This is a genomic window from Candidimonas humi (genome assembly GCF_019166065.1).
Classification (GTDB): Bacteria; Pseudomonadota; Gammaproteobacteria; order Burkholderiales; family Burkholderiaceae_B; genus Candidimonas; species Candidimonas humi.
Genome location: NZ_JAHTBN010000007.1, coordinates 153813 through 178281 on the forward strand (window position 1 = coordinate 153813; position 24469 = coordinate 178281).

Annotated in this window: 15 protein-coding genes; 5 read left to right on the forward strand and 10 right to left on the reverse strand. The window is 67.5% G+C overall.

Annotation, left to right across the window (positions count from 1 at the left end):
* Positions 1–137: 137 nt before the first annotated feature.
* Together KVP10_RS15915 and KVP10_RS15920 are read left to right on the forward strand one after the other, a co-directional pair.
* The gene (locus KVP10_RS15915; protein WP_217965601.1) at positions 138–3500 is read left to right on the forward strand and encodes a non-ribosomal peptide synthetase; all 3363 of its coding nucleotides are present in this window, start codon (positions 138–140) and stop codon (positions 3498–3500) included.
* On the forward strand, positions 3497–10555 hold the full coding sequence (locus KVP10_RS15920; RefSeq protein ID WP_217965602.1) for a non-ribosomal peptide synthetase: 7059 nt from the start codon (positions 3497–3499) through the stop codon (positions 10553–10555). Before KVP10_RS15915 ends, KVP10_RS15920 begins: the two co-directional genes overlap by 4 nt.
* 126 nt (positions 10556–10681) lie before the next feature.
* Here the strand turns inward: KVP10_RS15920 and KVP10_RS15925 are convergent, their stop codons facing one another.
* The 4 genes from KVP10_RS15925 to KVP10_RS15940 all read right to left on the reverse strand — a co-directional run bounded on the left by KVP10_RS15925 (position 10682) and on the right by KVP10_RS15940 (position 15532).
* Positions 10682–11746 carry an ABC transporter ATP-binding protein gene (locus KVP10_RS15925; RefSeq protein WP_217965603.1) on the reverse strand — a complete coding sequence of 355 codons (1065 nt, stop codon included), beginning with the start codon at positions 11744–11746 and terminating at the stop codon, positions 10682–10684.
* A complete protein-coding gene (locus tag KVP10_RS15930) occupies positions 11743–13407 on the reverse strand; it encodes an ABC transporter permease (RefSeq protein ID WP_217965604.1) in 1665 nt (554 codons plus the stop codon). The genes KVP10_RS15925 and KVP10_RS15930 overlap by 4 nt, the downstream gene beginning before the upstream one ends.
* Before the next feature lie 19 nt (positions 13408–13426).
* The gene (locus KVP10_RS15935) at positions 13427–14419 is read right to left on the reverse strand and encodes an ABC transporter substrate-binding protein (protein WP_217965605.1); all 993 of its coding nucleotides are present in this window, start codon (positions 14417–14419) and stop codon (positions 13427–13429) included.
* A gap of 168 nt (positions 14420–14587) precedes the next feature.
* Positions 14588–15532, reverse strand: a complete 945-nt coding sequence (locus KVP10_RS15940; RefSeq protein ID WP_217965606.1) for a bifunctional helix-turn-helix transcriptional regulator/GNAT family N-acetyltransferase — start codon at positions 15530–15532, stop codon at positions 14588–14590.
* Between the two features lie 30 nt (positions 15533–15562).
* Here KVP10_RS15940 and KVP10_RS15945 point away from each other — a divergent pair, with 30 nt between their 5' ends.
* On the forward strand, positions 15563–15817 hold the full coding sequence (locus KVP10_RS15945; RefSeq protein WP_217965607.1) for a hypothetical protein: 255 nt from the start codon (positions 15563–15565) through the stop codon (positions 15815–15817).
* A complete protein-coding gene (panE, locus tag KVP10_RS15950) occupies positions 15814–16755 on the forward strand; it encodes a 2-dehydropantoate 2-reductase (RefSeq protein ID WP_217965608.1) in 942 nt (313 codons plus the stop codon). The genes KVP10_RS15945 and panE overlap by 4 nt, the downstream gene beginning before the upstream one ends.
* Before the next feature lie 141 nt (positions 16756–16896).
* On the opposite strand, the gene KVP10_RS15955 is transcribed toward panE, so the two are convergent.
* Together KVP10_RS15955 and KVP10_RS15960 are read right to left on the reverse strand one after the other, a co-directional pair.
* Positions 16897–18474 carry a DHA2 family efflux MFS transporter permease subunit gene (locus tag KVP10_RS15955; protein WP_217965609.1) on the reverse strand — a complete coding sequence of 526 codons (1578 nt, stop codon included), beginning with the start codon at positions 18472–18474 and terminating at the stop codon, positions 16897–16899.
* Between the two features lie 94 nt (positions 18475–18568).
* Positions 18569–19090 (reverse strand): MarR family transcriptional regulator, encoded by a 522-nt coding sequence (locus tag KVP10_RS15960; protein WP_217965610.1) that lies wholly within the window; start codon positions 19088–19090, stop codon positions 18569–18571.
* 125 nt (positions 19091–19215) lie between these two features.
* On the opposite strand from KVP10_RS15960, the gene KVP10_RS15965 reads away from it, so the two are divergent.
* Entirely contained in the window at positions 19216–20016 is an 801-nt protein-coding gene (locus KVP10_RS15965) for an IclR family transcriptional regulator (RefSeq protein WP_217965611.1), read from the forward strand.
* A gap of 86 nt (positions 20017–20102) precedes the next feature.
* Here the strand turns inward: KVP10_RS15965 and KVP10_RS15970 are convergent, their stop codons facing one another.
* From KVP10_RS15970 to KVP10_RS15985, 4 genes are all read right to left on the reverse strand, one after another.
* Positions 20103–20894: an enoyl-CoA hydratase/isomerase family protein gene (locus tag KVP10_RS15970; RefSeq protein WP_217965612.1), complete on the reverse strand. Its 792-nt coding sequence runs from the start codon at positions 20892–20894 to the stop codon at positions 20103–20105.
* Between the two features lie 5 nt (positions 20895–20899).
* Positions 20900–22468 (reverse strand): AMP-binding protein, encoded by a 1569-nt coding sequence (locus KVP10_RS15975; RefSeq protein WP_217965613.1) that lies wholly within the window; start codon positions 22466–22468, stop codon positions 20900–20902.
* Positions 22469–22506: 38 nt separating this feature from the next.
* Positions 22507–23280 (reverse strand): enoyl-CoA hydratase/isomerase family protein, encoded by a 774-nt coding sequence (locus KVP10_RS15980; protein WP_217965614.1) that lies wholly within the window; start codon positions 23278–23280, stop codon positions 22507–22509.
* Positions 23281–23384: 104 nt separating this feature from the next.
* The gene (locus tag KVP10_RS15985) at positions 23385–24374 is read right to left on the reverse strand and encodes a Bug family tripartite tricarboxylate transporter substrate binding protein (RefSeq protein WP_217965615.1); all 990 of its coding nucleotides are present in this window, start codon (positions 24372–24374) and stop codon (positions 23385–23387) included.
* Between the last annotated feature and the right edge of the window lie 95 nt (positions 24375–24469).

Consider the following 24469-nt stretch of genomic DNA (forward strand, 5'->3'; position numbering starts at 1 on the left):
GATTCCGCTGCTTTTCCTCTTCTTTTCATCACGAGCCGGGTCGGTTTGCAGGCATGTAGTACACCACGGCCTCGAATCCGCCAACAGCGTAGCCAGATCCGGCCTTGATTCTTGCGCCGCAGATTTCGGGTACGCACATGACCTCAGCCCAGTTCCCCTCAGGCCCGGCCATGCCAGGCCGCAGTCCCGATGCAGGCGCCCCCGCCCTGCGGCCCATCGAAGACGCCTATCCCCTTACCCGAATGCAGCAGGCCCTGCTGGTGCGCTGCCTCGCCTATCCGGAACAGCCGCTGTACATGGGCCAATGGTGGGCCGTGCTCGACGGCGCGCTGGACGAAACGAAGTTCGCCGCGGCCTGGCAGGCCGTGGTCGACCGCCATGCGGCGCTGCGTAGCGGCTTTCACTGGGACATCAAGGACCACCCGTTCCAGGTCGTGCACCGCCAGGCCAGCCTGAAGATCCAGCGCCAGGACTGGAGCGCCGAGCCCGACTGGCGCCGGCGCCTCGAGGCATTCCTGGCCGATGACCGCGCGCAAGGCTTCGAACTCAAGAAACCCCCGCTGATGCGCATCGCCCTGTTGCGTATCGCGCCGCAACGCCACATCGTCGTCTGGACCCGCCACCACCTGACCGTGGACGGCTGGTCGCTCGGCATCATCATCGAAGAAGTGTTCGCGCTGTATAAGGGCCTGTGCCGGAACCAAGCAGCGGCGCTTCCCGCCGCGCCGTCCTTCCGCGCCTATGTCGACTGGGAAAAAACCACCGCGCACGCTCCGGCCACGGAATACTGGCGAGCGCTGTTGGCCCGGCATCCGCTGGAAGACGGCGCGGCAGGCGAGACACGGCTTAGCCAAGGCGCGCCCAGCCCCGAGATCCAGGCCATTGAACGCCGCGTGCCGCAAGCAGCCGTACAGCGCCTCGAAGAGCTGGCCCGCGCCTGCAAGGTAACGCTCAATACCGTGATACAAGGCGCCTGGGCCATGGTCGGCAGCCGGCTCGACGGCCACGCCGGCCAGCTTTTCGGCGCGGTCGAGACGCTGCGACCCGCGCAGCTCGACCGGGACGGCGACAGCCGCCTGGTGGGCATACAAATACGCATCCAGCCGGTGCTGGCGCGCATCGACGACACCCCGCTGGGCGCCTGGCTGGAAGCCCTGCAGGCCGAAGCGGCGCAAGCGCGCGAAGCCGGAACACTGGGCATGGACGAACTACGCGAACTGCTCGGCCTGCCGCGCGACAGCCTGCCTTTCGACAGCCTGGTGGGCTACCAGAACTATCCCCTGGACATCGCCGCCGCGCTCGAGGGCAGCGGCCTGGCGCTGGCCCACAGCGGCGACACCACTCTGCCCGACATGCCCCTGAACCTCATGGTCGAGCGGCAAGAGGGCGAGCTCAGCCTGCTGCTCATGTTCGACAGCAAGCTGCGCGATGCCGCCGACGCCGCCCTGCGGCTGGACATGCTGGCGCATACCCTGGCGGCGCTGCCGGACCAGGCCAGCACTCCGGTCGCGGCCATCGACACGCTGCCGGCATCCGTCCACGCATCGCTGCTGCAAGACGCGGGCTCTCCCGTGCCGCTACAGGCTGTGCGGCAAAGCGTGGTCGCCGACATACTCGCACATGCGGCGGCCCAACCCCATGCCATCGCGGCGGCATGGGGCGAACAGCGCCTGAGCTACGCCGAACTGGCCGCCACGGCCACGGCGGTGGCGCAGCGCCTGGCGCAGCGCGGCATCGGACGCGGAGCCCGGGTCGGGGTGTATCTCGAGCGCACGCCGCTGGCCATCGCGGCAATAATCGGCATCCTGCATAGCGGCGCGTCCTATGTGCCGCTGGACATGGACGCACCCGACGAGCGCAAGGCGTATATCGTCGAACAGGCAGGCCTGGCCGCCGTGCTGGCGGACCAAGAAGGCGGCGAACTGGCGGGCGCGCCCATCGTCGCAGCGGGCGGGATAGTTTCGGCTGGGCCGGCCCCGGGCCCAGAAGCTACGCACGCAGCGCTTCCGGGTATGTCCGACCCAGCCTCGGGCCGGCCCGCTACGGAAGCCCCTGCCCCGGCGGCGGCGCCTGGCTCGACTGCCGCGCCGCCGGCCCTGGAAGACGAAGCCTATGTGATCTTTACATCGGGCTCTACCGGGAAACCCAAGGGCGTCTCGGTCAGCCATGGCAACCTGGCCTATCACGTGGCGGCGCGCAACGCCGCCTATCCGGGCCGGCCCAACCAGGTCCTGTTGCTGAGCTTCCCGCTGATCTTCGACGGCTCGGTCACCGGCATCTTCGGCACCCTGTCCATCGGGGGCACACTGGTGCTGCCCAAGCCCATAGAAGCCACCGATCCCGACCGCCTGGCCGCACTGATCCGCGACCGGGGCGTGACCCAGACCATCATGATTCCCTCGCAATGGAGCCTGCTGCTGTCGGCCGGCGCCGCTGCCGATTTCGCCAGCATGAAAATGGCCGTTGTCGCGGGCGAGGCCTGCCCGCGCGACCTGGTCGAGCGCCACTGCGCCCGGCTGCCCGCCGTCGTGCTGAGCAACGAATACGGCCCCACCGAAACCACGGTCTGGGCCACTTACGAACTCTGCGCCGCCGGCGAGAACGGCCCGGTGGCCATAGGCCGCGCCATCCCCGGCATGCGCGCCTATATAGCCGACGGCCGCGGCCGGCTCTGCCCTCCCGGGGCGGCGGGCGAACTGCTGATCGCCGGGCCGGGGGTTGCGCAAGGCTATGTGGGGCGCCCCGACCTTAGCGCCGAGCGCTTCGTCGCCAACCCTTTCCATGACGAGGCCGGCTACCGGGTGGCCTACCGCAGCGGCGACCGCGTGGTGCGCGGCTTCGACGGCCGGCTGCGCTTTCATGGCCGTTCCGACGACCAGGTCAAGATCAGCGGCTACCGTATCGAACTGGCCGAGATCGCCGCCTGCCTGCAGGAACTGGCAGGGGTGAGGGAAGCGGTCGTGATGGCGCAGCGCGCGTCGCCGCAGGCTCCGGCACGCATCGTGGCGCATGTGGCCGGCCCGGAACTGCCGCCCGAAGAAGCCATACTGCGCCACGCGCAACGGCTGCTGCCCGCCTACATGGTGCCGCACAGCGTGGTATTGCACGAGCGCCTGCCGCGCACCGCCGCGGGCAAGGTCGACCGCCAGGCACTGCCGCAGCCGCGCCTGCGCGAAAGCGTCGCCGAAGCCCCCGAGGCCGGGGCCGAACAGGCCATCGCCCAGATCTGGCAGGCCGTGCTGGGCTGCGGCACGGTGGGCCGGCACGACGACTTCTTCGCCATAGGCGGGCGCTCGCTGGACGCCATGCAAGTGGTGTCGCGCCTGCGGCGCGACCTGAAGCTCGCCGTCGACCTGATCGATTTGTTCGAGGCCCCGCGCCTGGCCAACTTCGCGCTGCGCGTCGGCGGGCGCGAGGCGGGCGAGGCCCCGGCCATCCGCAAGCGGCAGCGGGCGCGAGTCGACCTGTCCGCCGTATCGGCCCCGGGGCAGACGTCGTGAGCAGCGGCTACGTCGCGGCGGCGTCGTTCGCCCAGCGCCAGTTGCGCTATCTCGACCTGCTGCAGCCGGGCGGCATCGAATATGCGGTGCCGCTGGCGGTCGAGATCTCCGGCCCGGTCGACGAAGGCGCGCTGCGCCGCGCGCTGCAGGCGGTGATCGATCGCCATGACGTGTTGCGCGCCGCCTTGCCGCTGGCCGAGGGCGTGCCGGTGCTGGCGGTGCGCGATCATCTGCAGATCGACATTCCGACGCTGCGGCTCAATGCCTCCGATCGCACGCAATGGCGGCAGGCCCTGGCCGAAAGCGTGACGGCCCTGGCGGCGCAGCCTTTCGACCTGGATCGCGGCCCGCTGTGCGCGGCGCAATTGCTGCGCCCGTCCGACCCTGATGCGGCAGGCTGCAGCCTGGCCGTGGTGGTGGTACTGCACCATGCCGTGGCCGACGGCACTTCCCTGCCGATATTCCTCGAAGACCTGGTCGCCGCCTACGACGCCAGCAAGAGCGGTGCCGAGCCGCGCTGGCCCGAACTGCCGCTGCAATATCCCGATTACGCCGACTGGGAACAAGAGCAATACGGCGAGGCCGATTCTCCCGCGCTGGCCGAGGCGCTGCGCTATTGGCGCGAACAACTGCAGCACGTCCCGCCGCTGCTCGACCTGCCGCTGGACCGGCGCCGCGGCATGAACCTCGTGCGCGCGCAAGGCGCGACGGCGCGCCTGACGCTGCCCGCCTCGACCGCGGCCGGGCTCGACGACATGGCGCGCAGGCACGGCGCCACGCCCTTCATGGCGTTCCTGGCGATATTCTTCGCGGTGCTGCATCGCTGGAGCGGGCTCGACGACCTGGTGGTCACCGTGCCTGTGTCCAAGCGCACCCGCCCCGAACTCGCGCGGCTGGTGGGCCTGCTGGTCGACACCTTGCCGCTGCGCCTGGCCTGCACGCCCGATACGGGCTTCGAGACGCTGCTGGCCGGGGTGCACCGCACGTTCCTGGACGGGGTGCGCCACCGCGACGTGCCTTTCCAGCGCATCGTCCAAGCGATCGGCATCGAGCGCCGCACCGACGTGGTGCCGCTCATGCAGGTGCTGTTCGGGGCGCTGGAGCAATCCGGCGAGCCGCTGGCGGCCGCCGACGGCTCGCGCTTCGCCGTCGTGGACGACCAGGCCGAGCAGGCCGCCAAGTCCGATATTTCCTTTGTCTACCGCCAGCAGGCGCAAGGCACCGAGCTTTGGTGCCGCTACGACCCGTCCCTGTTCGAGCAATCCAGCATACAAGGCCTGCTTGCCTGGTTCGCCGCAGTGGCCGACGCCGTGGTCCGCGAACCCTCCCTGGCGCTGGGCGACCTGCCCCTGGTCGATGCCCGCGCGGGGCGCGAACTCATCGCCCGCTACAACGACAATCGCCGCCCCTATCCGGCCGACAGCTCGGTGGCCGCGCTGTATGCCGAAACCGCGGCACGATATCCCGACCGCCCCGCAGTGGACGAGGGCGGCACGCAACTCAGCTATGCCGAACTGGCGCAGCGGGCCGGTCGCCTGGCCGCCGCGCTCGCGGCGCAGGGCGTGCAGGCGGGCGACGCGGTGGTGCTCATCGTCCCCTTGTCGGCCCGCTATATTTCGCTGGTGCTGGCCATCCTGGAAATCGGCGCCACCTATGTGCCGCTGGATCCCTCCCACCCGCATGCCCACCGCGCGCGGCTCGCCGCCGCCGTAGGCGCCCGCGCGGTCATCCTGCAGGACGCCGACGCGTCGGAAACCTATGGCGCGGCGGCCGTACTGGAAGCTCCGCGACTCGAGGCCCTGGCGGCGCAGCTCGAGCCTCGCGCCTACACGGCGGGGCCCGCATCCGGCGCTGCCTACGTCATGTTCACCTCGGGCTCCACCGGCGAACCCAAGGGCGTGGCCGTACCGCACAAGGCCATCGCACGCCTGGTCCGCAACGCCGACTTCGCCGACTTCGGTCCGCATACGCGCGCCGCCGTCTATTCCAATCCCTCCTTCGATGCGTCCACGCTGGAACTCTGGGCGCCGCTGCTCAATGGCGGCACCGCCGTCATCGTCGAGCGCCGCGCCATGCTGGAAGTCGCCGAGCTGCGGCGCACCCTGGCCGAACGCGACATCACCTTGCTGTGGATCACCGCGGGCCTGTTCCACGAGATCGCCGGCATAGATCCGGCCGTCTTCGCCGGGCAGCGGCTGGTGCTCACCGGCGGCGATGCCGTCAATCCGGCCGCGGCACGCGCGGTCATGGCCGCCTGCGCGGGCTCGGGCCTGCGGCTCATGAACGGCTACGGGCCGACCGAGAACACCACCTTCAGCACCACCTTCGACATGGGCGGCCTGGACCCGGACAGCCCCACGATACCGATAGGCCGCCCCATCGCCAACAGTACCGCCTATATCCTGGATCGCCGCGGCCAGCCGCTGCCGGCCGGCGTGAACGGCGAGATCTATGTGGGCGGCGCGGGCGTCGCACTGGGCTATGTCGGAGACCCCGCACGCACCGCCGCCGCCTTCCTGCCCGACCCCTATGCGGGCATCGACGGCGCGCGCATGTATCGCACCGGCGACCACGGCCGCTGGCGGCCGGACGGCACGATATTGTTCGCCGGACGCACCGACGACCAGGTCAAGGTGCGCGGCTTTCGCATCGAGCTCAACGAAATCGCCGCCGCGCTCGGCCGCCATCCGGCGCTGCGCGCGGTCCATGTGGCAGCGCCGCGCCAGGCCGGCGGCGAACGCAGCATCGTCGCCTATGTGGTGCCGCATACGGCACCCGCGCCTGCGCCGGCGGAACTGCGGCAATTCCTCGAACCGCTGCTGCCCTCGCACATGCTACCGCAGGCCTATGTGGCCGCGGAATCCCTGGCGCTCAACCTGAACGGCAAGGTCGACCGCAAGGCCTTGCCGCCGGTCGAAGACCGCCACTACGACAGGTCCGCGCAAATCGTGACGCCGCGCACCGAAGAAGAAGCCACGCTGCATGGCATATGGCGGGAACTGCTGGGCCTGGATTCGATCAGCGTCACTGACGACTTCTTCCACGTGGGCGGCGATTCCATCCTGGCCATACGCATGGCGGCGCGCGCCGTGGACGCAGGACTGCCGCTGACGCCCACGGACGTATTCCAGCTCCAGTCCATCGAACGATTGGCGGCCGCGGCCGGCGCCGCTCGCCAGCCGCGCCAGCGGCGCGGCGGAACCGAACAAGTCTTCGCCGCCGAGCTGTTGCCGCAGGCGCAGCCCGATCAATCCGGCGCCCGGCCATCCTATATGCTGGCCAGCCTGGCGCTGGACCGGCCCGTGAGCATCGCGGAACTGGCCTTCGCCACGCAGCTACTGGCCGAACGCCACGAAGCCCTGCGCCTGCGGACGATCCGCGACGGCGAATCCAGCCGCCTGGAAATCATGGCCTATGTGGCGCAACTGCCCATCCGCACCGTCGAAGCGCCGGGCCTGGACGATACGCAGATCGACGACTGGGTCGCGGCGCACGCCGAGCGCATAGGACGCGGACTAGACCCGCACAAGGGCGTAATGATCGCCGCCACGCTGGTGGACCGCGGCCCGGCGAACGGGCCGGTAGCCGTGGTCGCCCTGCATCGCGCCGCGGCGGACGAGCACAGCGCGGCCGTGATCGTCGCCGAGCTGGAAATCGCGCTCAAGTCCGGCGGCGCGGCATTGGCAGCGCCCGAGGCCGGCTATGGCCTGTGGCTGCAATGGCTGCAGGCCTATGCCGACCGCCAGGCGGCCGACGGCGCGCTGGCCGCCCTGGAAAGCCAGGCCATGCGCGCGGCCGCGCAGCCGGCCTTGCGCGAATCCGAGGCCAGCCACGCGCGCGCCGCGGCACAGAGCCTGCTGGACGCGGGCGCCTCGGCGGCACTGGCCGAAAACTTCACAAAACGGCTGCGCGTCACGCCGCTCGACCTGCTGGCCTCGGCCCTGGCCGCCGCGCTGCAGCAAGCGCCGGGCGACGAGGCCGGCGTCCTGATCGAAGCCCTGAACGGACGCGGCATCCTCCCTCCCGATGCTCCTGCTCACGACTGGCTGGTCGGCATGCTGGACGCGCCGCTATTGATGCTCGCCCCCACAGGCCCGATGCCGGCGACCGAGCGCCTGCGCGCCATCAAATCCGCGCGCCAGGCCGTACAGGCCGGCGCTCCGGTCTACAGGGTGCTGGGACAGACCTTCGACCTGCCCGCCGCCACGCTGGGCGTAGCCTGGTCCGACGCCGCCGCGGCACACCCCGCCATGCGCCTGCATTCCCTGCCCGGCTTCAGCCCTTCGGTGCGCGGCATGCTGCTGGCTCGCGCGCACGGCGGGCGTGTCGCCCTGGAATGGTTCGGCGCCGAGCCGCCCTGCGGCGCGGCCGAGCTGCTGCGCCGCGTGGCGGCCGAACTCGACGCCGCCACGGCCCTGGCCGCCGAAGACCGGACCGTGCTGTACACGCCGGCCGACTTCCCGCTGGCCGCGCTGTCCGACGCGGAACTCGCGGGCATTATTGCCGATGGCTCCGACATCCAGGACATCTATCCGCTGTCGCCTATGCAAGAGGCCATGCTGGTCCACAGCCTGGCCGCCGAACATTCCGAGATCAATTTCGAGCAGAGCTGCGTGCGCATGCGCGGGCCCCTGGATCTCGAGGCTTTCCACCATGCATGGGCCACGGTGTTCGAGCGGCACGATGTGCTGCGCACCGCGTTCCATTGGCGCGGCCTGGCGCGGCCGCTGCAGGTCGTGCACCGCAGTGTGGCGCTGCCCATGGAATCCGAGACCTGGCCGGCCTTCGACGCCGCGCGGCTGGAAGACTTCCTGGCGCGCGACCGGGCCCAGGGCTTCCGCCTGGAACAAGCGCCGCTGGTGCGGCTGCGCGTCATCCGCTGCGCGCCCGACGAAACCTATGTGGTGTCCAGCTTCCATCACCTGCTGGTGGATGGCTGGTGCCTGGGGCGCCTGGAGCGCGAAGTGCGCGCCGCCTACGAAACCTATCGCGGCCGCCCGCCGCTGTTCGACGAGCCCGTACCCTACCGCAGCTATATCGCCTGGCTGGCGCAGGCCGACCAGACAGCCAGCCGGCGCTTCTTTGCTGAACTGCTGGCCGGCCTGCCCGAAGAGCGCCGGCTGCACGCGCCGCCGCAAGGCCCGGCCCGTTCGTTCGGCACCTCGCGCCTCGCGCTGGACCGGGCCGCCAGCCGTGCGCTGACGGCATTCGCGCGCCGCCGCGGCCTGACCCTGGCCGCCACCCTGCACTTCGCCTGGGCGGTATGGCTGGGCGCGCGCCTGGGCAGCAGCGACGTGGTCTTCGGCACTACCGTATCGGGGCGCCCCGCCGGCATCGCAGGCGTCGAGAACATCGTGGGCCTGTTCATCAATAATCTACCGGTGCGCCTGGACGTGGCGGACGCGGCGGCTTGCGGCGAGCGGCTTGCCGCCATGCAGGCGCTGCTGGGCCAGTTGCAGGCGCACGCGCACCTGCCGGCCACCGCGGTGGCCGAGGCGGCCGGCCGCGGCACGCGCGCCGGCGCCCTCTTCGACACGCTGGTAGTGGTAGAGAACATCGCGTCCGGAACCAGCGCCTGGAGCGGCGCCCAGGGCCTCGTCGCCGAGCCCGTGCACTCGCGCCTCAAGACCGCCTACGATCTCACATTCATCGCCGTGCCCGGCGATTCGATCGTGCTGTCGCTGGTGCAGCCCGAAGACGGGCGCGAGCTGGAAGACGGCGATGAAGTGCTGCGCGCCGTGGCGGGCATACTAGCGGCCTTGCCGCTGGCCGCCGAAGCGCACATCGGTTCGCTGCCGCGGCCCGAGGCGCACCCCGCCGCCGCGGCCGGCGCCCTTGCGCCAGAGCGCCGGGCGCTGCGCTTTGCCACCCGGCCGCGCAGCACCTTCGAAGCCCGCATCGCGGCGGCGGTCGCCGACCTGGCCGACACCGCCGCGCAGGGCGACGCGGCCGCAGACCTGGACACCGATTTCTGGCGGCTGGGCGTCACGTCGCTGGCGCTGGTGCAACTCGCCGCGAGGCTCGAGCAGGCGCTGGAACGCCCGGTGCCGATTTCGCTGCTGCTCGAACACCGCTCCGTGGCTGCGCTGGCCCGGGCCATCGAATCCGGCCAGGCCTGGACTCCCATCGTGCCCATGAACGCGGCGCCGGCCCCGAGTGCCGGGGCCAGCCGAAGCGGCCCCGGCAGCGTGTCCGCCGGCCCTGCGTCCGCCCATGGCGAGCGTCCCGGCACGGCCGATCCCTTCATATGCGTGCACCCGGTGGCGGGCGACGTCAGCGTGTTCCTCGACCTGGCGCGCGCCATGCCGGCGTCCATCCCGTTCTGGGCGATCCAGGCGGCCGGCCTCGAAGAAGGGCAAGAACCTTTGTCCAGCGTCGAGGCCCTGGCGCAGGCCAACCTGCAAGCCCTGCAGGTGCGCGGCCAACCATGGCCGCGCTGGATCGGCGGCTACTCCTTCGGCGGCATCGTCGCCTTCGAAATGGCGCGTCAACTGGCTGCGCAGGGCCAGGCTCCCGAAACCGTGGTGATCATAGACACCCCTGCGCCGCTGGAACGCGCGTCGGTGCTGGACGCCGACTCCGACCGGGCGCATGCACAATGGCTGGCGCGCATGGCCGATGTGCGCGCCCGCTTCCAGGGCCTGGAGCCCGTGCTGGACATGGAAGAACTGCTTGCCCTGCCCGCCGCCGAGCGTTTCGATTTCGCCACGCAGCGCCTGCACGCGGCGCGCATCCTGCCGCCGGCGGCGGGCGCGCGCTGGCTGGAGCGCGCCCATCGCACCAGCCTGGTCCAGTACGACGCCTATCTGGCTTATGCGCCCAGGCCCGAGCCGGTGCCGGGCCTGAAGCTGGCGCTGATCCGGGCCAGTGCCCCCTTGCACTCGGACCTGGGCGACGCGGAAAACCGCCAACTGGCGCTGGCCGACCTGGGCTGGGGCGAATTCACCGATACCTCCATACCGGTGCACCACGTGCAGGGCGACCACGTCACCATACTCGGGCCGGACAGCGCCGCCGAAGTCGCGGCGGCGGTGGCGTGCGTGCTGCAGCCCTAGCGGGCTGCGCAGTAAGAATCGTTGCTGCGCCCGGTCGAGCAGGCGGATGCTGCGGGGCCGCCTGACCGCGCAGCGCGGCCAGCGGACGCGGCAAGGGGCCGATTGCGGCAATCGGGCCGCGGCCCGCTACAAAACGGTCGCGCAGGCGGGCGCCGGCGTCAGGAACACCGGCTCGCCCACCGCCAGCAGCGTGCCGGCCGCGGGATTGGCATGGTCCACCAGCAGTTCGCCCACCCCGGGCACTTCCACCAGGTATTCCGCGATACTGCCCAGGAACATCACGCGCCGCGTCGTGCCGCGCAACATGCCCGAGGCTCGGTCCACGGCCAGGGCTTCGGGACGCAGCACCACGGTCGCCGTCTCGTCGGCCGCCCTTTCGTGCGGCCGCACCTGCAGCACGGCGCCGCCGACCTCGACATGCGCGGCGTCGATCACCCGCGCCTGCACGAAATTGGCCTTGCCCAGGAAGTCGGCCACGAAGCGGCTGTGCGGCCGCGCGTAGATTTCGTCGGGCCGGCCGATCTGTTCGGCCGAGCCCGCGTTCATGATGACGATCAGGTCGGAAATGCTCATGGCCTCGACCTGGTCATGCGTGACGTACACGGTGGTGATGCCGACGCGCTGCTGCAGCTCGCGGATCTCGACGCGCATCTGCTCGCGCAGCTTGGCATCCAGGTTGGACAGGGGCTCGTCGAACAGCAGCAGGCGCGGTTCCATGACGATGCAGCGCGCCAGCGCCACGCGCTGCTGCTGGCCGCCCGACAACTGGTCGGGCGAGCGCCGCGCCAGGCCGGCGAGGCCGGTGATTTCCAGGGCGCGGCCGACGCGATCGCGCAGCTCGGCGGCCGGCACGCGGCGCAGCCGCAGGCCGAATGCCACGTTCTCGAAGACATTCAGGTGCGGGAAGATGGCATAGGACTGGAACACCATGGCCGCGTCGCGCGCATTGGGCGGATCGTCGTTGACGCGGCGCTCGCCGAAATAAATGTCGCCGCTGGTGGGTTCCTCGAAGCCGGCGATCATGCGCAGCAGCGTGGTCTTGCCGCAGCCCGAGGGGCCCAGCAAGGTGACGAGCTGTCCCTTTTCCACTTCCAGGCTGACGCCGTCGACCGCCACGGCGCGTTGCCCCGCCTGGTCGCGGCTGGTGAATTCCTTGCGCAAATCGACCAGTCTCAGGTCTTTCACGGTCATGCCATGCTCCCGTGCGTGCCGCTCGGCGCGAGCCGGTCGACAAGCTTGCCTATCACCCCTATGGCGATCACCACTATCACAATGAGCAGCACGCTGAAGGCCGCGGCCACCCCCAGGCGCCCCGAGCCCACCTGGCTCAGTATCTGCACCGTCATCAGGTTCCAGTCGGCCGACACCAGGAAGATGGCCGCGCTGATCGCCGTCATCGCCCGCACGAAGGCGTAGACCAGGCCCGAGAAAAAGGCCGGCGCCACCAGCGGCAGCGTGATCTTGCGGAAGGTCTGCAGGCTGCTCGCCTCCAGGTTGCGGGCGGCCTCTTCGATGGCCGGGTCGATCTGGCGCAGCACGGCCATGCCCGACTGGATGCCCACCGGCATGTAGCGAAAGACGAAGGCCAGCACCAGGATGGCCAGGCTGCCGGTGAGGATCAGCGGCGGCCCGTTGAAAGCCAGCACATAGCCTATGCCCACGACCGTGCCGGGCACGGCGAAATTCAGGATCGAGCCGAATTCCATCAGGCTTTTTCCCGGAAAGGCGCCGCGCACCACCATGAAGGCGATCAGCATGCCGAGCACGCCGCTGATCGGCGTGGACAGCAGCGCAATGACCAGCGTGTCCTTGACGGCATCGAAGCCCAGTTGGAACACATAGCGGAAATGCTCCAGCGTCGGCGTGTAGTCGCTGCCCCATACCCTGGTGAAGGCGCCGACCGCGATCACCGCGTAGAACATGGCGATGGCCAGGGCGAACAGCAGCACCAGCGCATACAGCAGCCGCAGCGTGCGCCGACCCAGCAGCCGCGACGTCGAATGCGTGGGCTTGCCGGTGACCGTGACATACTGGCGCCGCGAAATGTAGTAGCGCTGGATCGCGAACGCGGTGATGCTGGGAATCAGCAGCACCACGGCCAGCGCCGCCCCCAGCGGCAGATCGAAAGAGCCGGTGATTTCCAGATAGGCCTGGGTGGCCAGCATCGGAAAGCGCGCGCCCGCCAGCACCAGCGGGTTGCCGAAATCGGCCAGTGATTCGATGAACACCACCAGGAAAGCGCCGGCGATGCCGGGCAGCGACAAGGGCAGCGTGACCCGGCGGAACACCTGCCAGCGGCTCGCCCCCATATTGAAGGCGGCGTCTTCCAGCGTCGTGTCCATGGACTGCAGCACGCCGCGCAGGGACAGATAGGCAATGGGCGCGAAAGTGAATATCTGCGACAGCACCACGCCGCGGTAGCCGTATATATTGAAGTCCTGCAAATGCAGCAGCCGGCGCGTCACCAGGCCATTGAAGCCGAACAACAGCAATATGGACACCGCCGTGACGAAGGGCGGCGAGATGATGGGCAGCATGGCCGCCATGTGCAGGGGCTTTTTCAGCGGTACGGCGCCGCGACCCAGCACGAAGGCCAGCAGATAGCCCAGTATCACGCTGGCCACGCCCACCGTCAGCGCCACTTCCAGGCTGTTGAGCAAGGCATTCAGGTACAGGCGGCGCTGGACGATGCGCTCGTAATGCGCGAACGTCCATCCCGCATCGCCCTGGAAGCTGGTGATCAGGACCTGCGCCAGCGGGTAGACCACGAACAGCAGGAGCGCGGCGAAAACCGCCGCGACCAGCGCCAGGAACACCGGATCGCGGGCCAGCCGCCTGAGTTGCGCCCCCACTTCGGCTTCTAGCCCTGTATCACTGGCCGAGCACGTCCTGCAGCCAGCGATCGACCAGCCGCTTGCGGTTCTTGGCCGCGTATTCCGAGTCGGACTCGACCAGCTTGATCTGGCTCATGGAAGGCACGCCGCTGCCGGCCTTGACGTCGTCGCGCACCGGCATGAAATAGGTCTTGGCATCGACCATGGCCTGCTGGCCCTGCTGCGAGGTGATCCAGTCGATCAGCGCCTTGGCCGCGCTCAGGTCCTTGGCGCCCTTGATGATGGAAACCGCCGCCACTTCGTGGCCCACGCCTTCGGTGGGAAACACCACGTCGACCTTGTAGCCCTGGTCCTTGAGCTGCAGGAAGCCGGGCGTGAACTGGATCGCCACCGCGCACTGGCCCAGGCCCAGGTTGGCGCTGGGCGCGGTGCCGCTCTGGGTGTAAGTCTGCACATTGGCGTTGAGCGCCTTCATGTAGGCGAAGGCCTGGTCTTCGCCCATGAGCTTGATGAGAGTCAGCATGGCCTCGTAAGAAGTGCCCGAGGTCTGCGGCGAAGGCATCTGGATCAGGCCCTTGTACACGCTCTTGGTGAGATCGGCCCAGGAATGCGGCACCGGGGCGCCGCGCTTGGCCAGGATATCGGTGCGCACGCCGAAGGCCAGGGGATTGGTGTAGATGGCGTACCAGTAGCCCTTGGCGTCTTTATATTGCGGCGCCACCCCCGCCGCCTTGGCGCTGACGTAGGGCTCGAGCAGATTGCGCTGTTCGGCCACCACGTGGTTCTCGACCGGGGCGCCGAACCAGACGTCGGCCTGGGGCCGCTTCGACTCGGCCTGTATGCGCGACAGCGCCGGCCCCGTGGACAGGAACACCATATTGGCCTTGATGCCGGTGTCCTTGGTGAAGGCATTGAGTATCTTCTTGGCATTGGCCTCGTCCACGCTGCTGTAGACAGTCAGCGTCTGGGCATGGGCCGCGCCGGCCAGGACCAGGGTGAAAAGCGAGAGTGCAGCCAGGCAGCGTTTCATTTTGTGTTCTCCTGCGCCTTCCAGGCCGGGCGTACGGCGCGGCGGGACACGCGTCCGCCGGCTTGTCCGGCGCGCGAGCCTGCCGCGCGCCAGACCGCAAACTTATACCCCGGCACAAAACACTGTCAATAGAGTAAAGGCGAGAAAAGGCAACAGGCGGCGCCCGGCTCAGAGATCCAGGGCCCAGTTCTGGCCGACCAGGTCCTTGCCGAAGGAATGATGGTTTTCCTGCTCGACCAGCTGGAAGCCGGCGGCCTGGTAGATGCGGCGGGCCGAAGCCAGCACGTCGTTGGTCCACAAAACCATGCGCCGGTAGCCCCGGGCGCGCGCGTAGGCGATGCATTCGTCCACCAGGCGCCGGCCTATGCCCAGGCCGCGCGCCGAGGGTTCCACGTACAGCAGGCGCAGCTTGGCCACCGTATCGGATTCCTTGACCATGAACACCGAGCCGACCACTTCGCCCTCGCGCTCGGCGACCCAGGCACGCTCGCGCCTGGGGTCGAATTCTTCCACGAACTTGGCCAGGATCTGCGCCACCAGCGCCTCGAAGGTCTCGTCCCAGCCGTATTCCTGGTTGTACAGCACGCCCTGGCGATGCGTGATCCAGCCTATGTCGCCCGACTGCAGCGGACGCAGCACATAGGGCACGGCGGGTTCGGCGTGATCGCCCAGCAGGCGTTCGATGGCCAGCATGGATTTCACCAGCCTGTCGCGTTCGGGCGCGGCCAGCGCCTGCAACATCTGTGCGATTTCGTCGCGCGATGCGCGGTCCAGCGGGCGGAAGGCCTTGCGTCCGGCGGCGGTCAGGGCCAGCGTGGTCTGCCGGGCGTCTTGCGGCGCCGGCGTGCGGCTCAGCAGGCCGCGCTCTTCGAAGCGCTTCAGCACCCGGCTGAGATAACCGGCGTCCAGCCCCAGATCGCGCACCAGGTCGCTGGCGCTCAGGCCTTCGCGATGCGCCAGTTCGTACAGTATGCGCACTTCGGTGAGCGAATATTCGCTCTTCAATATGCCCTCGTTCAAGAGGCCCACCAGCCGCGTATAGAAGCGGCTGAAGCCGCGCACCACGGCAATTTGCTGATCGAGAACCGAGGCGGCGGCATTGATGGCGGTCATGGCAGAGTTCCTGAAGGCTGGAGGCCATGCATGCGCGTGGCCGGGCTTGCTGTACGGGTTTGCTGGACGGGCTTACTGAAATTACTGGCCATTTTCAAGCAATATATTGACTTAGTCAACTATCATGCAATCGGCCATGCCGTCGGAAAACACGCCGCGCCGGACGCTCCGCGCATGCCGCCGCTGCAATACGGCCTACCGCAGCCGCGGGAATACGGCGCGGGCGCAGATCACGGGAGTAATATGTTCCCGGCTATTTTTTCTATATGGGAAGCGAGACAATGAGATTTCTGGTTGTAGGCGCGGGCGCGCTGGGCGGGTATTTCGGCGGCAGGCTGCTGCAGGCCGGGCGCGACGTCACATTCCTGGTGCGGCCGGCCCGCGCCGAACTGCTGCGCGAGCATGGCCTGCGCATCAAGAGCGTCAAGGGCGACGCCCACATTGCCAATCCCCCCACCGTGTCGGCGCAAGACCTGGACTCGGCCTTCGACGTCATCATCGTGGGCTGCAAGGCCTACGACCTGGACTCGGCCATGGACGCGATCGCCCCGGCCGTCGGGCCCGGCACCGCCATCCTGCCGCTGCTCAACGGCATGCGGCACCTCGACCGGCTGGCCGAGCGCTTCGGGCGCGAGCACGTGCTGGGCGGGCTGTGCCTGATCTCCGCCGCGCTCGATGCGGACGGCACCGTCAGGCACTACAACGACCGGCACACCCTGGCCTACGGCGAGCTGGACGGCTCCATGTCGGAACGCGTGCGCCGCATCGAAGCGCAATGCTCCGGCGCCAATTTCGAGGCCCGGGCCAGCGCCCAGATACTGCAAGAGATGTGGGAAAAATGGGTGTTCATCGCGGCCGCCGCCGGCACCAACTGCCTGATGCGCGCCGCCATCGGCGACATCGTGCAGGCGGGCGGCACCGGCCTGACCTTGAGCCTGATCGACGAGTGCGCGGCCGTCGCGCGCGCCAACGGCCACGACCCGCGCCCCGAGGCGCTGGAAAGCCCCAGAAAATTGCTGACCTCGCCCACGTCCACCGTGACGGCGTCCATGCTCAAGGACGTGGAACGCGGCGCCCCCACCGAGGCCGACCATGTTTTCGGCGACCTGCTGCAACGCGCCGGCACGGCGCTGCCCGACCATGCGCTGCTGCGCCTCGCCTACCTGAACCTGAAATCCTACGAAGCGCGCAGGCAGCGCGAGGCGGCCGCAAAGTCCCGTTGATCGCCCGGCTCGCGGGCCGGGCCGCCCCAAGGCCTTGCGCCGGCCGCGAACAGGCGCCGTCGGCGCAAGGCTATTTTCGCGCCTTGATGAGCTGGCCTTCTTTTCATGGCCATGCCGCGCCCCTACTAGTGTCAACAAGCCCTAGTCCGCCCCCACGGCAACGGCCTCGGCCTGCGCCTCGGGCTGGACGGGCTCCTTGGGCTTCTTCGCTATGGGGCGGTCGTTGCTCATCAGCATCAGGCAGGGCATGGCCAGCAAGGTCATCCAGAACATCAGCCGGAAATCGTCCAGGTAGCCGATGAAAGCGGCCTGGCGGTTCAGCACCGCGTTCAATCCGGCCGCCCCGCCCAGCGTATTCATGTCGAAGAGACGCGACAGCCCTTCGGGCATGACCAGCAGCGAGCCGGCCGTAATGTAGGCCGCCAGGGTGCTGTGCATGGTGGAGGTATTGCGCACCAGCAGCGTCTGCATGACCGAAATCCCTATGCTGCTGCCGATATTGCGCGAAAGACTATAGATAGCCGTGCCTTCAGAACGCAGGCGCCGGTCCAGTGTCGAGAAAGTCATGGTGGTCAGCGGCACCGACGTGAAACCCAGGCCCAGGCCCTGCACGAAGCCGGGCCAGGCCACGTCCCATTCCGTGATCTGCATCGTATAGCAGGACATTTCCCACATCGACACCGCCGTCAGGCCGAAGCCGAAAGCGAGGATCAGGCGGCTGTCGATGCGGCCCACCAGCCGGCCGGCGAACATCATGGCCACCATCGTCCCCAGGCCGCTGGGCGCGGTGACCAGGCCGGTAGTCACCACCGGATAGCCGAGCAGGTCTTGCAGCATAGGCGGCAGCAGCGCCCGAGTGGCGTACAGCAGCAGGCCCATCAGGAAATAAATGGCCAGGCCGGTGACGAAGTTGCGATCGTGCAATAGCTTGACTTTAAAGAACGAATCGCCCGTGTCGGTGGCGGTATGGATGACGAAGAAAGTGAAGGCGATCACCGCGCAGACCGCTTCGACGCGGATCTCGATGGAGCCGAACCAGTCGGCCTGCTCGCCGCGGTCCAGCAGCATCTGCAGCATGCCTATGGCGATGGCCAGCATCGAAAAGCCGAACCAGTCGAATTTGCTCAGGATGCGCGCGCCGCTGTCGTGTATGTAGTAATACACCCCCGCCAAGGACAATATGCCGACCGGCAGATTGATGAAGAACACCCAGCGCCAGGTCAGATTGTCGGTCAGCCAGCCGCCCAGCGTGGGCCCGAGCACGGGCCCCAGCATGACCCCCATGCCCCACACCGCCATCGCCCGCGCATGGCGCTCGGGCGGGTTGATGTCGAGCATGACGGCCTGCGACAAAGGCACCAGCGCCGCCCCGAACACCCCTTGCAGCAGCCGCGCCAGGACAATGGCCAGCAGGCTGGCGGACATGCCGCAGAGCACCGAGCTGATCGTGAAACCGGCGATGGAGATCAGGAATATGGTCTTGCGTCCGTAGCGTCCGGTCAGCCAGCCCGTCACCGGCGTGGCGATGGCCGCGGCGACGATGTAGGACGTCAGCACCCACATGATCTGATCTTGCGATGCGGACAAGCTGCCCGCCATGTGCGGCAGCGCCACGGCGGCAATCGTGCTGTCCAGCGTCTGCATGATCGTCGCCATCATGATGGACAGCGTGATCATCAGCCGCCGAGATTCGGGCATGTCCTCCTGCAGAGTGCTCATGGCGCCACCCGCTCCTGCGGCAGTATGGGCGCGGCGTCCAGGTAATAACTGGCGTTACTACCCCGGCAAAAAAAAGCGACACGGCACATGAATATCAGTCCAGATTACGCAGCAGCTTGCGCAGCAGCCGCTCGAGTTCGTCCACTTCCGCCGCCGAGAAATCCTCCAGCGCCTCGCGAATGTGGGTGCGGCGCTCGGGCAGGAAAGATTCGACGAAGGCCACGCCCTTGCGCGTCAGCCGCAGGAACCACTGCCTGCCGTCGCTGGCATCGGCCAGCCGGTCGACCAGGCCATGCTGCTGCAGTTGGCGCGCCACGCGCGTGCTGTTGGTGCGCGAGGAATTCATGAAAACGCTGAGCTCGGACGGCTTGAGCCTGTGCTCGGGGCTGGCGTAGATCACGACGAGCGAAGTCCACAAGGTCGTGTTCAGGCCATATGCGCGAAACGGCTCGTCCATGAAATCGTTCAGGCGCTGCGCCACGTGCTGGAACAGGCGCACGATGACGGACTCGCGCAGCGTCGCGCGCGACGCAAGCCGTCGCGACAGGTCTTGCATGGCCTGTTCGAAAGACTGGAACGATGAGGGTTTGTCGGGCGTTTCCATATAGTAACGCACGTTACTATCTCTGGGCGCAAAAGTCCAGAGGCGAGCGCCGGCGTGTGGCGGATTAAGCTAGAATTCTGTGAGTGCATTTTCAGGCAGCCGCACGTCAGGCAAGCCGCAAGCCCCATATTTCCTCCATGCCCGCCGATTCCAGCCAAACACCCGACCCCGCCACATCCAGGTTCTATGTAACCGCGGTAGAGCGGGCCATGGCAGTGCTGATGGCCTTCGACGGAATGCATCGCCACCTGTCGTTATCGCAGCTAGCCGAATCGACAGGCCTGGATGTCAGCGCCATGCAGCGCTTCACCCATACCCTGCAAGCGCTCGGATACCTGCGCCGCGACCCGCAAAGCAAGAAATTCGAACTCACCGCCAAGCTGCTGGATTTTTCCAATATTTATCTATCGGCCAATGAAATGCTGGCCAAGGCCATGCCGTATCTGCAGCGCCTCGCCCAGGACACCGAGGAAGTGGTCAACCTGAGCGTGCTGGACGGCACCGACATGATCCTGATCTCGCGCATTGTCAGCCGCAATGCGCTGAACCTGAACATCCATGTCGGTTCGCGCATGCCCGCGTTCTGCACGGCGTCGGGGCTGGCATGGCTTTCGGCGCTGCCCGAGGAAGAAGCCGAAGCCGTATTGCAGGCCTCCGACCTGGTCGCCCATACCCAATATACGGAGACCAGCCTGCCCAAGATCCGCAAGAGGCTGGCCCAGACCAGGAAGAACGGCTACGTGCATACCGGAGAGGAATACCGGCTGGGCGGGGTCGCCACCGCCGCAGCGATATGCGATACGCAAGGCCGGGTGCAAGGCGCCATCAGCGTCTCGGTTTCCAAGCCCCGCTGGAACGCGCCCGAAGACGAGAAGCGCTACGCGGACCTGGTCATCGCCACCTGCGCCGCCATTTCGACACAGCGCCTCACGCCCTAGGACCTATTCACACCAAAAGGCACACCACAAGGCAAAAGGGCCGCCGCTTTTAATGTGCAGGCCCCGAGCCGCCGCGTCGCCCGAGGCTATCTGCCCTCGAACACCGGCCGGCGCTTCTGCGCAAACGCGGTGGCGGCATTCCGATAGTCTGCGCTGTTGTCGGCCTGCGCGCTGATCGCGTCGATCGCGGCACTGGCCTCCTGCAGCCGGCCGGCCGCGATGGCGTTGAGCTGCAGCTTGCTGCCGGCAATCGACAGCGGCGCGCTGTCCATGAAAGGCCGGCCGAATTCAATCGCGGCAGCCACCACATCGTCGCCGCAAGCCACGTCCAGGTAGCCCGCTTCCAGCGCGTCGCTACAGCCGACCAGCTCTCCGCCATATACCCAGCGCCGCGCGCGCGCGACGCCGATCAGGCTTGCAAGGCGCACCAGTTGCACCGTGGGATAGACCAGGCCCAGCTTGGCCGTGGGCACACCTATCCGGGCATCCGGGCGGCCGACCCGGAAATCGCAGCACAGCGCCAGGCTGCAGCCGCCGCCGACACATGCCCCGCCGATGGCGGCCACCACCGGCACCGGCAAGCCCTGCACCGCCGCATAGCATTCCTGGATGCGGGCGCGATAGACGGCGGCTGCCGCGGTATCGTCCAGCACCGCGCGAAAAGCGACGATGTCGTCGCCCGCGCAGAAATGCCCCTGGGCCCCGGTCAGCACGACCAGCTGCGGCCGAGTGCCTTCGGCCAGCCGCCGAAAGATGTCGCGCAGATCCGTCCATGCCGCAAAATCGCAGGCGTTCCTGCGCTGCGGGCGATCGATCGTCACCAGCGCCACCCGGCCGCCTTCTTTCCATTCCAGCAGGATCTCGGATTTTTCCGCCATGTCCGTCACTTCCTGATTACGTAAGCCGTATCGTCCAGGCACCAGACCCCGGCCACCTCGCGAGACAATTCTTTCTTCTGGATGCGCTGCGTGGCCGTCTTGGGAAATTGTTCTATGAACGCCACGTAACGCGGTATCTGGAAATACGGCAGCCTGGGTTCGCTCCATTTGATCAGGTCCAGCGGATCGAGCTCGGCGCCGGCCTTGAGCCGCACAAACAGCTTCAGCTCGTCCTCGCCCAGGTCGCTGGGCACCCCGACCAGCGCCGCTTCCTCTATGGCGGGATGCTCGGCAAACACGCGCTCGACCTCCCACGAGGAAATATTGATGCCGCGCCGCCTCAGCATGTCCTTCTTGCGGCCGGCGTAATAATAAAAACCCTGGGCGTCGCGGCGGCCCAGATCGCCCGTGCAGAACCAGTCGCCCCTGCGCGCCGCGCGGTCCGCCTCGGGGTTGTCGTAATAGCCCAGAAAGCCCAGGCCCTCCGCACGGGCCCGGACAATGATCTCGCCGCTGTCGCCATCGGCCACGCCCTTGCCCTGGTCGTCGATCAGGTCGACATCGAAGTACTCGAGCGGCTTGCCCACCGAACCCGCAGGCCCATGCGGGTTGGCGGTGACGAAGGTGATCATTTCCGACAAGCCGTAGCCCTCCCGCATTTCGACGCCGAAGCGCTGCGAGAAGTCGCTCCATAGATGCGGCGGACAGCCCCCGCCCCAGGCTATGCGCACCCCGTGCCCGCGGTCGCCTTCGCGCGGCGGCTGCTTGAGCAGCATGGGCACGACGCTGCCCAGGTAATGGATGTGTGTCGCCCCATAGCGCCTGGCATCGTCCCAGAACCGGGAGGCGCTGAATTTTTCCAGCATGGCCAGCCGGGTGCCGCCGATCAGCGCGGAAATCACGACTGCGACCCCGGCCCCATGGTGCAAAGACTCCCACAGCAGAAAGACGTCGCCGTGCCGCGCCTCGGTCAGGCGCAGGATGGCCATGGGCCCGGCCCTGAGCGTACGGTCGGATTTCAGCACACCCTTGGGAGCGCCTGTAGTCCCCGAGCTGGGAGTAAGAGCAAGAATGTCGTCCGGGTCGATCGCCACTTCGGGCGCAACGTCGCTGCAATCCAGATAGCTCTCGAAGCTCACGCCGCCTTCACCGGGGCCGCCGCGCCACAGGCACAGCGGCACGCGCACTTGCACATCCCGCAATGCCCCGGCATGGGCTGCATCGGCAATCATCGCTATGGGCTTCAAGCTGTCGAAGACGTGCCGCAGCGCGGCGCCCTTCAGATGGATGTTGACCGGCACGCGCACTGCGCCGAGCCGCGTCAGCGCATACATGGCGATGACATGGTCGGGGTGATTGGGCAGCATCAGCGCCACATGGTCGCCCTTGCGCACGCCCAGCTCGATCAATCGATTGGCAAGCTGGCTGACGTGCCGGTCGAGCTGCGCGAGGGTGCAGGATTCGCCCTTGTACTGCAAATAGACCGTATCGGGCTCTTCTTGCGCGCGCCGCTGCAGCAACTGCGAAATGGTTTCTTCGGGTACGGATGCTATGTCGATATGGCTGGCTGACATGTGATGCCTGTGTAGAAATCGGGAATCCGGGTTCGGAACTAGCCGCGGCGCTGCGCGCGCTCCTGGAAAAACTTTTCCATCATCGCCGCGGGCTCGCCCGAGCCGTAGCATTCGCGATGAATGCGGATCGCCGCCTGGATGGTTTCGCGGAAATCCGCTTCGGTCACTTCGCGCAGGCGCGCCTTGTCCAGCCGCATCGCGATGGGCGGCTTGGCGGCAAGCTCGCGGGCGAGCTCCAGGCTCTTGGCCATCACCTGGTCTCGCGGCACCAGATAATGGACCAGCCCGATGCGCTCGCATTCGGCAGCTTCCATCATGCGGCCGGTAAGCGTCAGCTCCACCGTGCGGGACAAGCCCAGCATCTCGCGCATGATCCAGGGGCCGGTGACGCTGGCAATACCGGAATTGATTTCAGGCTGCCCCATCTTCACGTCCGGATGCGCCACGCGGATGTCGCCCAGCAAGGCAACCTGGAAGGCCGAGCCCGCCGCCGTGCCGTTCAGCGCCATGACCAGCGGCTTGGGAAAGCTGCGCAAGGCGTCGTAGTAGGTTTCCCACTCGCCTATCCACGACTCCGCGCGGTCGGCATCGAAATCGTGGGCTTCGTTCAGGTCCTGGCCTGCCGAGAAGGCCCGGTCGCCCGCGCCCGTCATGATCAGCGCCCGCACGGATTCGTCCGCCGCGCTGGCCGCGATCGCTTCGAGGATCTCCTGGCGCATCGCCGTATGCCATGCGTTGAGGCATTCCGGCCGGTTCAAGGTCAGGACCGCCACCGGGCCCGACGTTTCATACTTGATGTATTGCAATTGCATGTTTCCGTTTCCTGGATGTGCCGCAACGCCACCGGCGCCGCGTGGTTCGTGTCCCGCGCAGGCAGCCGCCGACACGAACCACGCGGCGCCGGCGGCGCGCGAACTCACTGCTTGATCACAATGTGCGTTTCGTCGATCAGCCGCCCCCACTTGGCGACCTCGTCGCCCAGCATGGTGGCAGCCTGCTGCGTATCCGTGAGCACGGGCACCACGCCCTGCTGTTGCAGCTTGCCGCGTACCTGCGGGTCGTTCATTACGTGTTCCAGCCCGGCATTCAGGCGCCGCAGTTCGGCATCGGGAGTGCCCTTGGGCACAAGCACACCGTACAAGGACGTCACATCCAGGCCTTTGAGCCCCTGCTCGGCCAGCGTGGGCACCTTGGGCAGCAAGGGCACGCGCGTATCCCCCGCGATGCCTATGGCCTTGATCTTTCCTGTGGGCAGGTTGGCCAGCGTGGTCGGCGTGGTGGCGAACATGATCTGGATCTGGCCCGACATGAGATCCAGCATGGCCGGCGCCGAACCGCGATACGGCACGTGCAGGATATTCACGCCCGCGCGCAGCCGGAACAGCTCCCCGGCCACATGCTCGATCGAGCCCGCCCCCGACGAGCCGAAGGAATCCTTGCCCGGATTCTTCTTGAGATAAGCGACGAGCTGCGGCAGCGTACCGGCCGGAACCGCGTGATTCACCACCAGCACCACCGGCAGCTTGCCGACCACGCCCACGGCCCGGAAATCCTTCGGGAAGTCGTAGCCCATGAGCTTCGACCCCAGCAGCTTGTGGTTCAGGGAATAGGAAGTCAGCGCGGCCATCAGGAGCGTGTAGCCATCGGGATTGGCGCGTGCCACGTACTGGGCGCCGATATTGCCGGAAAAGCCCGCTTTGTTCTCGACGATCACAGGCACCTTCAGTTGTTGCGACAGCTTCTGCCCGATGATGCGCCCGACTATGTCGACCGCCCCGCCGGCGCTGTAGGGCACTACCAGCGTGATGGGCTTGTCCGGATAGGCGGCCTGCGCCGCCAAAGGCCCGCACAGCGCCAAAATGCCTGCAATGCGGGAAATCCGGGAAAAGAAATTGGTCTTGCTCATGCGTGTCTCCTGGGAGAAAGCCATCCTGGGCTTTCTTGTTATGTGTGCGTGCCCAAATTCTATAATATTTTTTTATTGTCTAGCAATATTTATAT